The following is a 12,673-nucleotide window of genomic DNA, read 5'->3' as shown; positions in this document are numbered from 1 at the left end:
TTTGGATATGACCGGCTATATCTGTGTAAATAACAAAGTTACCAAATTTTGTCTGTATGATTTTTTCAAATCCATAGACAAATAAGAATAGTAACGTGGAAATTCCAGTATTCTTACAATAATTTTCAATTGACGGAATATCTCGATTTGCCAGACCCCGGAACTCCCAGGGGACTCAAAACCTCCGCCTTAATTTCCACGTCCGTGACCGCATCCGAATTGTAATACTCCAATGTGGCTTTACCATTTTTATCTGTCTTTAACATCGGCGCCCAAAAAATAGTTGACCGAAAGTCGGGTATTCCGTCCTGTGTACTATTGGGCTGGTAAACAGGAGCGTAAAACTCCCTCGGAACGTTAAAACCTGCAATTTTGGCGACCAGCACGCCGGGAACGACTTCCTGTGAATAATCATAATTCTGGTTTCCCCTTTTAGTCAGTACAGAAATGACGCCGTTGCCGCCGCGGCTCCCGAAAATTGCAGCGCCCGCGCCTTTTAATACGTCGATGGATTCCACGTCGAAGACGTTCATGTTAAGCACCATGTCTTTGTCGACCGACACCCCGTCCAATACAAACAGCGGTTCTCCCAGGTTGCCTCTTATAAATACAGAAGCGTTCATCCCCGAACCGACCACCCTGACGCCAGCGACCCGCCCGGCAATCAAATCCAGAATGCTCCTGCTGCCCGCCGCGATTTGTTGTGTTACTTTGACCGTCGCATCCGCATGCCCGTATATTTTCCGGGAATCGCGTTCTACCGGTTTTTTCGCTTTGATGGTCACTTCCTGCAATAAGCGTTCCCGGCTTTCCCGTATTTTTCGGGTTATCTCCTGATCCTGGGCAGCTCGTTTAAGATATTCGTCCAGTTTTTTGGCTTCCAGTGTAATAGGGTAATAAGGTATTTTAACAACCGATATTTTTTGGGCAAGAGGCGTGAGCATAAAAGAGAGATTTTGGTTGCCTTTTTTATTCATGCCCTGCAAACGTATTTTCAGCGAGTCGGCAAATACCAGGTTATAAATGGCAAACCGGCCATCGAGGTCGCTTTCCGTTGTCATGAAGGTACTCAGGCTGTCATTGCTCATGTAAATGGAGAGCATGATCTTCTCGGTTGGGATTTTCTTGTTGCGTCGGACTTCTCCGGCAAGGGTAACCCCTTGCTCCACAAAATAGGGGGGCGACGGAAGAGAATCTTTCAGCACATCCTCCCACTTAAAACGGCTCCACCCCTGCGTCATCATCAGGTAATCCATGTGGATTTTCCTTTCCGACTTTTCTGGATCAAAGTAATAAGATGGTTGCTCCACTAAACCTTTCAAATCTGATGATAACAGCAAATGGGACACAATGCTTTGGTCATACGGCTGTTGCAGGAGCTGTCCGCCGTCTGTAACCGCTACAGAAAGGCTCGTTTGAACTGGCTTACCCGCAGAATCCGTGACAGTGACTTCGATGGCAGATTTTTCACGTGGTTTGTAGGAAGCTTTCGAAGGGCTGATTTTCACACGAAGGCTACGCGCATGGTCAATGAACACAAGCCTTTCGCAAACCGGCTTATTTTCTTCGTTGAAAAGCGTCAGATGCGTGATTCCGTCCGGGAGCTCGGTCGTAGGCAGGGCCATCATCAGGCCTTTGGCAGATATTTTTCCCTTGGCCACAAAGGCAATAACCCCTCTTGAATGGCCTACAACATGCACCGGTATTTCCGTTTTGCCCGGAATTTTGGCGTAAGCTATAATTCTCATTTTAAGTGGGTTGGATAAGTTGTCGACCATCATCGTATATCCGTTTTCTTTGACTTCAGGGAAGGTAACCGGAATGGGTTTTCCGGTTTTCGATTTTAAAAATGCACTATAAGATTGTCCTTTAAGTGCTTCAAATTGGAACCTGCCCATTCCCAGATGCCCACTTTTGAAAGAGGCCACGGTGTCTTTATTGTTGCCCAGAACGAAGCCTTCCACATCGAGTCCGAGGCCACTGCCGTTTACCGCTTTAAAGGCGATCCTGCTGCTTACCCCTGATAAAAGCTGTCCTCCTTCCGGGAAAAACTGCAGATCAATTTTATCGGGAGACGTTACCGGCGCTTTTTCATCCTGACCAAAAACATAGATATCTTTTTTAAAGAAAAATTCTTCGGAAAAGTTGTTCATCCAGTTGGTATAGGCGCGAATGGAGTACGGCCCATTGGCAATTGAATCGGCCAGCACGATATCTCCATGGCCGATGCCGCCTATCAATTGCACTCTTTTCAGAGCCGCATTTTTTCCGGTACGGTGGTCGATCAGATCTACATATAAAACATTGCTCGCACTGTCGGCCAGATGTAATGAACCTTCCACCAGGTAAGCTTTGAACCAGATTGTATCCCCGGCAGCATAGTAAGGCTTATCGAGATGCAGATAAGCTTTTTCCTGAGGGAATGTTTGCCGGTAGGCATGAAGCCTTTCTGATACATATTGGGTGAAATCTTCTTCCAGCCATTGGAAAGAAACCAAAAGCAACGGTATCAGCGCAAAACAGCATTGTTTAAGTAAGGTTTTGGTGCGCAGCATAGTTTTGTTATAAACGGTTACAATATGCAATTTTCTTACACAAAGACCTGATGTCACCGATTTACCCTTCTAACTACTAAAAATACGGGATAGCTGATGACCATAAAGAGTAAGGCGAACCGACTGCTCGGTAAATCCTGAATGACGGCACCCATCAGGAAAGCGATAGACAGGAGCAACATTAAAACGGGCAAAAATGGGTATGCAGGTACTTTCCACGGTCGCGGCAGCAGCGGTTCTTTCTTTCGGAGTGCGAGAAGGGAAGCAAAACCGGAGGCATATCCCAATACAAAGAAGAAAGTGGCAATATCAGAGAGTTTTTCGCAGGCGTCCTTTCCAATTAGGATCAGGGTAACTGCAACGCCGGCGGTAACGAGCATGGCAACAGCAGGGGTGCCTCCTTTATTGACCCTGACACCTGCCTTGAGAAACAGCCCGTCCCGGCTCATGGAATATAGTACTCTCGGATTAAAGAGGAGCTGTGCATTGACAATGCCCAGAATGGAGATCATCAGGAACAGCGTAACGATCTTGCCCGAACCCTCTCCAAAGATCAGGCGGATTGCGTCTGCTGCGGCCAATTTGGATTGGGATAATTCATTCATTGGAAGGACATGCAAAATCGCCAGATTGCAGAGGACATAAATGGCAATGATCAGTAAAACGCCCCCGATCATTGATTTGGGCAGATTTTTGGTAGGATCCCGGTCTTCTTCTGAAAAATAAGCGGCTGTATGCCAGCCATCGTAAGTGTAAAAAATAGCTTGTAAAGAAAAGATAACCGGGGCTATCCAGCTGCCTGTTTCGACAATCTTGCTGGTTGTCAGCTGCGCCTGGCCGGTTGTTACTTCATCTCCGTAGACGTAACACACCGCCACAAAAAGAAATAGCCCGATCCCTTTCAGAACACTCATGACATTCTGAAAACGACTGGCGAGCGCAAGTCCGATCCAGTGAATACCGGTAAGTATCACGAGGATAGCGGCGGCAACGTAGGCTTCCTTACCTGTAAGCGAAGGGATCAGCAGAGCCAGGTATTCACTCATGGTGTATACGCCAAACCCCAGTGCCGAGCAGGTACCCAGCCAGCTGTTGATCCCGACTACGAAACCCGCATAGTTTCCAAACGCTCTTTGCGCGTAAATGTACCAGGCACCGGCTTTGGGTAGGGACGTTCCCAGTTCGATGGTGCAAAGTGTGCCCAGAAACGCATAAATGCTGACAGCCGCCCACAAGGTCATGATCAGCCAGGGTTCGCCCAATTGCGCTGCGATCGGCCCGGGTTTTCTGAGAATACCTGTTCCAATGGTACCACCAATGGTGACAGCGACCCCAAATCCTACACCCAGGATCTTAAAAAGTTCGTTTTTGGCAGAGGGTTGGTTCATGGAGGAGTGAGGAAATGTGGTTTTCGAAAATAGGAAAACTTTTTCTTTTTGTAACTTCTATATTCGCCATGCGTTGGAGAATGTAAAATATTATAAAAGCGACTTCATGTTCCGGACAAAGAATCTTTGGATGCTTCACGTGCTGGGCTGGGTACTGTTTATCAGCCTGAATATGACCATTGTGTCGAGAGAATCCACGCTGCAGGCGACGCTCAGCTCAGGATCTTTCTGGTTGTTTCTCCTGCTCTATTGCTTTTTGTTTTACTTCAACCAGTTCGTTCTGATACCCGTGCTGTTTTTAAAGCGGCAATATGTTCTCTATGCAGGTATTTTCGCTGCCGGGATTGTGCTGATCTACATTTCGCAGCCTTTTGAACAACTTGTTTTTCAAAAGCTGCACAGGCAAAATGAGCACTTCATGCCGCAACCCGACAGGTGGGGAGCCCCCCCGCCGGTGCCTTTCGGAAGTGAGCCGCCCCCGCCTCGAAGCGGGCCGGGGCGGGCAGGGTCACATGTGACCGTTGACTTTGTGAGTCTGGTCCTGTTTGTGGTGATCTGGGCAGTGGGAATGGCGATCAGTTTTTCGCGGCAATGGCAGCTTTCGGAAAAGAAAGTGATATTGTCGGAGGCGGACAAGGCGCAGGCCGAGCTGTCTTTCTTTAAGGCACAGATTAACCCCCACTTTCTATTTAATACCTTGAACAACATCTATTCGCTGGCCGTGTCCAACAATGAAAATACAGCTCCCAGCATTTTGAAATTGTCGCAGCTGATGCGGTACATTACCGAAGAAGCCACCGAAAATTTTGTGCCCGTGCGGGATGAGGTCGGATGTCTCGAAAATTACATTGAACTTCAAAAATTAAGACTAAATGCAAAGACCAGGGTTGATTTTCATGTAAAGGGAAGTGTATCGGGTATCAAAGTTGCGCCGCTGATTTTCATGACTTTCGTTGAAAACGCATTTAAATATGGCGTGAGTGGCCACCGGGAGTCGGTTGTTGAAGTGGCGATAGAAGTATCGCACCAGCAAATTTCGTTTTTATGTAAAAACCGGATTTTTGAACAGAAGCCGGAAGAAAATACGACAGGTATCGGAATTATCAATACCAGAAAAAGGCTTGATTTTTTATATCCGGGCCGGTATTCTCTTGAAATTCAGGATCAGGATCCGTTTTTTACAGTTAAACTAAAACTCATGGTCGCATGAAATGCATAGCGATTGACGATGAGCCGCTGGCGTTGCATATCCTGCAAAAATACATTTCCTCATTTCCATCGCTGGAACTGGCCCACACCTTTGATGATGCTGTTGAAGGTGCCGCGTTTTTGAAAAATAATCGGATAGACCTCCTGTTTATTGACATCAATATGCCTGACCTGACCGGCCTGGAACTCGTTTCTCAATTGGAAGAGAAGCCCATGGTGATTTTTACTACTGCTTATAAAAACTTTGCGCACGAAGGTTTTGAACTTGAGGCCGTAGATTACCTGCTGAAACCAATCAGTATGGAACGTTTTGAAAAGGCGGTTCGAAGGGCTGAGGAAAGATATCAGTTTAGAAAAACGCAGCAGGAACCAAGTCAGTCCATTATAATCAGGTCTGAATATAAGATGGTCAAGATCGGGCTCAATGACATTGAGTACATTGAGGGTATGGAGGATTATATCAAAATTCATTTGACGAGCTCAAGACATCCCGTCCTGACTTTGATGTCCTTAAAAGGGATACTTGAAAATTTGCCCGAAAACCAGTTCAGCAGGATACACCGAAGCTACATTGTTCCAAATGCCTTGGTGAAATCCATTCAGAATAAGAAAGTTAGGCTTGGTACCGATAAAGAGTTGCCGGTTAGCGACAGTTACCTGGAATTTATAGAAAAGTGGAGAACCGGGGAATTATAAAAAAGTATGGCCATTCACCGGTACATCGGTACGATTCACCGACACTTGCCCGGGCGGGCGCAACAAAAAATGAGGTAAGCGCGATTAAGTGTTTACAATCATGAACTGTTGCAAAATATGGAACGTAAAGAATTTTTAAAACGCGGTTTCTCAGCACTTGGCCTGGCTACAATTGTGCCGATGATCAGTTGCTCCAACGACTCGGTGGATCCCGAAACGACCACAGAAACGACCACCACTACCACTACGTCGGGAACCACGACCGGAACCACCTCAGGAACTTGCACATCCACTGCATCTGAAACAGAGGGCCCTTTTCCGACTAAGTCACCCGCGAGCTATGTGCTGGCTGACATCACCTCCGACAGACCGGGAACGAAACTTACCGTAAAGATCACGATCCAGAATAAAAATAATAGTTGTGCCGCATTGTCGGGCGCGCTGGTGGATATCTGGCATTGCGATGCTGCCGGCAATTATTCGGAGTATGGCGGCACGGGAATGCAGTCGACCAACTATACCAATGTTCACTTTTTGAGGGGACGACAAACGACCGATGCCAACGGGCTGGTTACTTTTACGAGTATTTATCCTGGCTGGTACTCCGGCCGCGCGGTACACATTCATGTCCATGTATATAATGCGAGTGGTAAATCGCTGCTGGTTACACAGATCGCATTTCCGGAAGAAATCAGTAAAGTTGTATTCGCCCAAGGCGTTTACGCAAGTCACGGACAAGCGGATACTACTAATGCGCGGGACAATGTCTTTGGTGATGGCGTTACAACGGAATTGTCCACAGTTACCGGAAGCGTCTCGGCCGGATATGAGCTAACACACGCCATTGTAGTAAGTGCCTGATATCATGAAGAATATCCGTTTTTGTTATCGGAAAATTATCGATGCCAACTCCGGGAAAGCCTGGGACATGGCGGTCTTTGATGATACCCATATGGAATTTTATATGCAGGCCCAGCGGCTGGACCCTGCAGGAAAGTTTTCCACGTTCCAGGAAATGATTGCAAATATACCCCAGGCCGATCAGCTGCATTATCTTACAAGTACTGCGGCGATCGGTTACATCAGGCAATTGAATGACGTAGTCCCTGATATTGCTAATGTGTACGGGAAACTTTGCCTTCCTTTTAAGAATTTCCGGTTTGAAATCATCCAATCGCATATCGAGGATAAGTCGGCACATCGTATAGCCATCTGGTTTTACAGCGAGCCGATGACATTGGTCGATACCATCGCAGACAGGCTGCTGGTGAGTTACCAGACCCGGGACACCATTGTTCCCGGAGCAGAAATCGAAACCGACATGATCGCATTAGTGCCATTCTTAAGTATTTCACACATCATTGCCGCCTAAAATTCCCTCAAATGCTTATTCAAACCGAAGCTCAAATTTACCTGGAAAGTCAGAGAGGTTGTTTCCAATCGGACGGCTTCCGCAGTTTCCGGACTTTCAATTTTGAAGAATACGAGGCGGAAGGTCGCGAGTCGTTTGGAAAGCTGTTTGGGCTGAATGATGAGACGCTTCTGCCTGGACATAGCTATACGATGGTTGTGGAAGAACGTTGCCAGATCATTTTGATTCCATTGGTCGGCGGGATTGAGTTGAATATCGGGGAGTCGGCATTGCAATTTGTGGATTCCGGCGAGGCATTTAGTTTTTTTGCCAAACCCGATCGATCATATATCATTACCAATCCATACGAGGAGGAGGCTATTAATTATCTCCAGATCCGTTTAAATAGGGAGGATGCCAACAATCAAAACCAGCATATCCAATTTGACCTTTTATACAAAAACACCCTCCTACCTGTTCATAGCGGCGGAAAGGACGAGGCGAATGTTTACATCGGTAAATACGATGGCAGGGAAGAGGGTGCTCTTATCAATGATTCTTCCAATCACGGCATTTTTACATTCATCATCGAAGGGGCTTTTGAAGTCCAGAACAGGTTATTGGAAAAGCGCGACGGCTTGTCCGTCTCATTCGCAGACGAGATCGAGTTCGAAGCGCTTTCCAATGATGCTGTGATTTTGGTTTTGAAAGTTTAGAATGTATTGTCTTTCAGATTTCGTAGAAAAAGAACTTCAAATCTGTTTTGTCAGAAAAAGATAGCGAAATTTTTGGCAAAGTGTCATTCAACCGTCCCGACATTGTCATCAGGAATCCTGTCAATCAGCTTGTTATAAGGATCAATCCCCGCCTTGGCCGGTTTTCCCTTTACCCGCATGGTCACCGTCTGGGTGCCGGGTTTTAGTTTGTATTTTTTGATAAATAGAGGATTTGTCTGCTTCTGACCTAGCTTATTGATGGATTCGGCGGCGAATACGCCCAGGTCGATGTAGTCGTTCATAGGTGCTGCGGTTTCCTTTCCTGAGCTATCCGCGTAAAACTTCTTGGTGGAAAACGTGAGCGAAACGTCGTACAGGCCTTTCCCAACTGATTTGGAAGTGACTTTTTCGAATTTATTTTCGTACAAGGTGATCTTTTTCCATGTATCGTTCAGATAGTATTTCAGCGAGTCGGGGGTATGCTTGTCGAGGTAATCGAAGAGATTATTGCTGCCTGCAAATGGCGGGTTTTCGCGCAATGCATATTCGTCCCTAAACTCCCGCAGTGCCTGGTTTACCGCCGTATCCCCCACCAGGTCGCGGAGGCCATAAATGATGAGGCTCCCTTTGTTGTACCACTCATATGGCCGGTTACAATTGATGAAAGTATTTTCTTTCTTGGCTTCATTGGCCCGGCCGCGCAGGTAACGGTCCAATTCGTCCTTCAAAAACCTTTTCATATTATCCCGGCCGTATTTCCTTTCGGTCAGTATAAGGGCGGTGTATTCTGCCAAAGCTTCTGAAATCAGATTGGCGCCACGCGTTTTATTGGGCGTCACCTGATGTCCCCACCATTGGTGCGCCAGTTCGTGGGCCGTCACAAAATAGGTGTAATCAAAATCATCCGGACTTTTGAAATCGGCAACCCAGCCAAAGTTTTCGGAATAAGGCACGGTGTTGGCAAAACTTTGCGCAAAGCTCTCATAACGAGGGAATTCCATCAGCCGCATTTGCCGGAACTGGAATGGGCCATAGGTTTCTGAGAAGTATCTCAGGCCGTCTTTGTAGGCAGTGTTAAAACGCTGAAGATTAAATGGGTGGCTTTTATCGTAAAATATCTCAATGTTGATATTCCTTCCGTCGGGCAGTTTCTGTGCATCCTTCAATACCTCGTATCTGGCAGATACCAGGTTGAAAAATAGATCAATAGGAGTATCCTGGACGTAATGATAGTATTTCCGCCCTCCTTTTTCCCAGGTTTTCAACAGGTAGCCCGGTGCAATGGCAAGCTGGTCGGCGCTGGTGCTGACGGTCGCTTCAAAGTGCACCATATCCGCATCGTCGTTGAACAACATGGTGCGCATCCCCTTAGGATCGTTATGATCAGGCAAGTCGTCTATCTTTGGTTTCAGACCCAGCTTTTTCCGGTATTCGTCACTTTCCAGCTCGGCCTCGGCTGAATAGCCAAATCCAGGCAAACCTCCGCTGTAAAAAGTACCGTTCTTCAGTACCTCGCGGCTGAACCCATTGTTGAGAAAGCCCCGGTTATCTTTAACCGAATAAATTTCCAATAAAGCTGAATCGCCGGGCTGCATCGCGGCGGGAAGCGGGTAAATGCGATAATTGAAGTTTTGCTCACCTTTTTTAACAAAGGAGAATTTGGAATAAGGATGTGTAGCAGGGTAGGTGAAGGGAAGGTTTTTCCCGTTGTACAGCATTTTATATTCCAGCTCTTCATCTGCGCTGAATAAATGCAATGCTTTGATGGGCTCACCTGATTTGTTGGTCACCGTCATTTTCCCATATATGTTTACCTTACGCTCATCAGGGAAAATGTCTGCCGTCAGGATCAGGCTGGTGATCTTCGGCATCGGCAGGTTTTCGTATTTTTTTAGTTTTTTCTCATATAGCGCCTGGTTTTCACGGTTTTCGGAAGCGCTGTAATAATTGTTGACGTAGCTTACATTGTAATAAATGTAAATACCGCTGGCGATCCAGGCGAGGAGAAAGAGCGGCATCAGCATCCTGGGGACGCCGGTAAAACGCTGCTTGGCGACGCGCCATCTTTCTTTAAATCCGCCGACAACCCCTCTTTGGAAAAACAGGTAACCCAATGCCGCCAGGAACATGCCCAGCGAAAGCCAATAGAAATTGAACCAGAACAACGGTTTAGCAAAATGGCCCAGCCCATTCATATCCGACCATTTGAAATCGGGCGTGAAAAAGTAGAAGAACAAATTGTAGTTCATCTCGGCAAAGTTGCGCATCAGGAACATTGCGATCCAGATCAGCATGGCTACACCGTGTCCGGCAAACTTATTATTGACTAAAATATGTACCGCAAACGAAAGCAGCAACATTTGGATAAAACCGGGAAGTGTCAGCAAATAGGAGTCGATCAGGTAAACAGGCAGGTTGAAATCATAAAAGCCCTTGATAAGCTGGATGATCATTCCAACAAGAACCGGGATCGTCGCCATTACTATGGCAATTCCGGCCAATCCCAATAGTTTGGAGAAGTAGAGGATATTGTTTGAAACCGGAAGCGCGTCGTTCAGGATATTATAGCGCGTTGCTTTTTCTCTATGAACAGCCTCTCCCGTGTAAAATAGCAGGATGATGAAGATAAATACATTGTAATCGTACCCTTTGTAGTCCATGATAAAAATGGTTAGCGGCAGGTTACTGACGCTGAAAATGGTATCGCCGATCCAGATGTCCAGTACCAGGAAGATCATCGCACCGAGTACGATTGCCCTGAAATAGTTATCCCGGACGATGTTGAGGAATTCGATCTTAGTGAGGTTCCAAAGGATTTGTTTTTTATACACATTCCCGAATTGCTGGTGCAGTTTCGGAAGCGATAGGGGCGCAACTTCTTCTTTCTCTTTTTTTCCTTTTTTACTACCGGTATTTTCAGGCTGTAAAAATTTGGAGAAGCTGAATTTATAATACGTGAAAAGGATAAGAACAATAGCCAGCCCCACCCAGATTAGCCGATTGAGCAGATAAATACCAGAAATCGGTGCTGGGACAGTGTTTTTTTCAAAAGGGGTAGTAAAACGGGTTTCCAATGCGTAGGTATTGATTGCAAATGGATCAAGTAGTTTGACCAGGTCATGGTTTTCGATGTCTTTGGCCAAAAAGTTGCCGAGCAGATAGGCGATGAAAAGCAGGATACTTGCCGAATAGATCACTTTTACATTTCTGGTAAAGGATACCAAGGCAAAAAAGATCGTGGACGATAACAGCAAATTGCCGATGGCGTATACGAAATAGGGGTAAAAGTAATTCCAAATGTTGTAGTCGCCGACCCTTTCCACAGGCACCCAGCCCAATGGCGGTCCGATAAATGAGCCGATATAAGCGCCCACGCTGAATCCGGTACCAATGAGCAAAACATAGGCAAATGACCCGAAAAACCTGCCCCAGAAATAGCCGGCCTTGGTAATGGGGACTGCAAAAAGATAGTTGCGGGTCTGGTACTCAATGTCACGGTAAAGGGGAACACCCATGACTGCCGAACAAACGAGCATCATCGTGAAGCTGAAAAAAATGTTTCCTTCGGCCATTGTCCAAGGCGCGTTGTGCATGACCTTTTCCGAAGCAGGCGTCCAGCCAGTCGCAACCGAAAGAAAGCCGACCAAGACATAAACACCGAAGTAAATCCAGGTGGCCGGGCGATTGAAACGGTACTTCAGTTCAAACGTAAATATTTGAGAGAACATAATGAAGACATTAGAAGTGAGGAGTTTACAAAGCAATCACGTCCATTTTGGAAGCAATCTGATGGAAGTAGATGTCTTCCAGGATCGGTTCAACAGGAATGAATCCAATACCGGGATCTGTTTCTGAAAAGACCCTGATACTTAGTTTTCCGCTTTTCATTTGCGCGGAGATGACCTGAAACTTCGCCTTGTATTCTTCTATGTCTGACTTTTCAATGGTAATGCTATAAATGAGACCTTCCAGTTCTTTGACAGCCTCGTCAGGGTTTCCGCTGCGGAGCACTTCGCCTTTGCAAATGATCGCAAAGTCGCTACATAATGTCCTGACATCTTCCACAATATGTGTGGAAAGAATGACGATTGTGTTTTCGCCCAGTTCGCTTAGCAGGTTATAGAATCGGTTTCTCTCAGCTGGGTCCAATCCGGCTGTTGGTTCGTCGACGATAATGAGTTTTGGATTGGCCAATAGAGCCTGTGCAATACCAAAGCGCTGTTTCATTCCACCCGAAAAGGTACCTAGGTGTTTTTTTCGGTCGTTGTAAAGATTGACTCTGGCCAATAAAGCGGCTACCGTTTGTTTACGTTCCTTTGAATCTAGGATACCCTTGAGTTGCGCAATATGGTCCAGCATTACCTCAGAGCTGATTTTGGGATACACTCCGAATTCCTGCGGCAGGTAGCCCAGTATTTTTCTTACTTCAGGTTTATGATTCAACACATCCAGGTCGTCCAGAAAAATGCTGCCGGCGTCGGCTTCCTGCAAAGTGGCAATGGTCCGCATGAGGGAAGATTTCCCAGCGCCATTTGGGCCAAGTAAGCCAAACATGCCTTGTTCGATGGTCAGGTTGATTCCTTTTAAAGCCTGGACACCGTTAGGGTAAGTTTTCTGGAGGTTTTGGATCGTTAGTTTCACTTGCAGGAGTTTTGATAGTTTTAGGTACGTTAAGTATAAGGTTCTCAATAATAATAAATTATGGGAACATTAACGTGCATATGCTCAGTGAAACAAATTTTTAGTCACCCGGGGGGC

The 12,673-nt window shown here is 46.3% G+C and carries 9 protein-coding genes; 5 read left to right on the top strand and 4 right to left on the bottom strand.

Going from position 1 to position 12,673, the window contains the following annotated elements:
• Positions 1-125 precede the first annotated feature (125 nt).
• Positions 126-2,555, bottom strand: a complete 2,430-nt coding sequence (locus tag AC1XUF_RS31415; protein ID WP_483345844.1) for a TonB-dependent receptor plug domain-containing protein — start codon at positions 2,553-2,555, stop codon at positions 126-128.
• A 53-nt stretch (positions 2,556-2,608) separates the two neighbouring features.
• The gene (locus tag AC1XUF_RS31410) at positions 2,609-3,943 is read right to left on the bottom strand and encodes an APC family permease (protein ID WP_483345843.1); all 1,335 of its coding nucleotides are present in this window, start codon (positions 3,941-3,943) and stop codon (positions 2,609-2,611) included.
• Positions 3,944-4,049: 106 nt separating this feature from the next.
• Between AC1XUF_RS31410 and AC1XUF_RS31405 the strand changes: the two genes are divergently transcribed.
• The 5 genes from AC1XUF_RS31405 (at position 4,050) to AC1XUF_RS31385 (ending at position 7,915) form a co-directional block, all read left to right on the top strand.
• Positions 4,050-5,153: a sensor histidine kinase gene (locus AC1XUF_RS31405; protein ID WP_483345842.1), complete on the top strand. Its 1,104-nt coding sequence runs from the start codon at positions 4,050-4,052 to the stop codon at positions 5,151-5,153.
• Positions 5,150-5,848: a LytR/AlgR family response regulator transcription factor gene (locus AC1XUF_RS31400; RefSeq protein ID WP_483345841.1), complete on the top strand. Its 699-nt coding sequence runs from the start codon at positions 5,150-5,152 to the stop codon at positions 5,846-5,848. Before AC1XUF_RS31405 ends, AC1XUF_RS31400 begins: the two co-directional genes overlap by 4 nt.
• 117 nt (positions 5,849-5,965) lie before the next feature.
• Positions 5,966-6,709, top strand: a complete 744-nt coding sequence (locus AC1XUF_RS31395; RefSeq protein ID WP_483345840.1) for a dioxygenase family protein — start codon at positions 5,966-5,968, stop codon at positions 6,707-6,709.
• 4 nt (positions 6,710-6,713) lie between these two features.
• Complete coding sequence (locus AC1XUF_RS31390; RefSeq protein WP_483345839.1) at positions 6,714-7,220, top strand: hypothetical protein; 507 nt, start codon at positions 6,714-6,716, stop codon at positions 7,218-7,220.
• An 11-nt stretch (positions 7,221-7,231) separates the two neighbouring features.
• A complete protein-coding gene (locus tag AC1XUF_RS31385) occupies positions 7,232-7,915 on the top strand; it encodes a pirin family protein (protein ID WP_483345838.1) in 684 nt (227 codons plus the stop codon).
• 83 nt (positions 7,916-7,998) lie between these two features.
• Here the strand turns inward: AC1XUF_RS31385 and AC1XUF_RS31380 are convergent, their stop codons facing one another.
• Positions 7,999-11,643 carry an ABC transporter permease/M1 family aminopeptidase gene (locus tag AC1XUF_RS31380; protein WP_483345837.1) on the bottom strand — a complete coding sequence of 1,215 codons (3,645 nt, stop codon included), beginning with the start codon at positions 11,641-11,643 and terminating at the stop codon, positions 7,999-8,001.
• Positions 11,644-11,668: 25 nt separating this feature from the next.
• Positions 11,669-12,556, bottom strand: coding sequence for an ABC transporter ATP-binding protein (locus tag AC1XUF_RS31375; RefSeq protein ID WP_483345836.1), 888 nt, complete (start codon positions 12,554-12,556; stop codon positions 11,669-11,671).
• Positions 12,557-12,673: the final 117 nt, after the last annotated feature.

It is taken from the genome of Dyadobacter sp. HNCC25DJ185 (assembly GCF_056895195.1).
The sequence above is the reverse complement of the archived record's forward strand: the minus strand, read 5'-3'. Positions and strand labels throughout refer to the sequence as shown.

Bases quoted from the DNA above. Each gene is read 5' to 3' on its own strand.
- AC1XUF_RS31390 (WP_483345839.1), top strand. From the start codon at position 6,714: ATGAAGAATATCCGTTTTTGTTATCGGAAAATTATCGATGCCAACTCC.
- AC1XUF_RS31400 (WP_483345841.1), top strand. From the start codon at position 5,150: ATGAAATGCATAGCGATTGACGATGAGCCGCTGGCGTTGCATATCCTG.
- AC1XUF_RS31415 (WP_483345844.1), bottom strand. From the start codon at position 2,555: ATGCTGCGCACCAAAACCTTACTTAAACAATGCTGTTTTGCGCTGATA.
- AC1XUF_RS31405 (WP_483345842.1), top strand. From the start codon at position 4,050: ATGTTCCGGACAAAGAATCTTTGGATGCTTCACGTGCTGGGCTGGGTA.
- AC1XUF_RS31385 (WP_483345838.1), top strand. From the start codon at position 7,232: ATGCTTATTCAAACCGAAGCTCAAATTTACCTGGAAAGTCAGAGAGGT.
- AC1XUF_RS31395 (WP_483345840.1), top strand. From the start codon at position 5,966: ATGGAACGTAAAGAATTTTTAAAACGCGGTTTCTCAGCACTTGGCCTG.
- AC1XUF_RS31380 (WP_483345837.1), bottom strand. From the start codon at position 11,643: ATGTTCTCTCAAATATTTACGTTTGAACTGAAGTACCGTTTCAATCGC.
- AC1XUF_RS31410 (WP_483345843.1), bottom strand. From the start codon at position 3,943: ATGAACCAACCCTCTGCCAAAAACGAACTTTTTAAGATCCTGGGTGTA.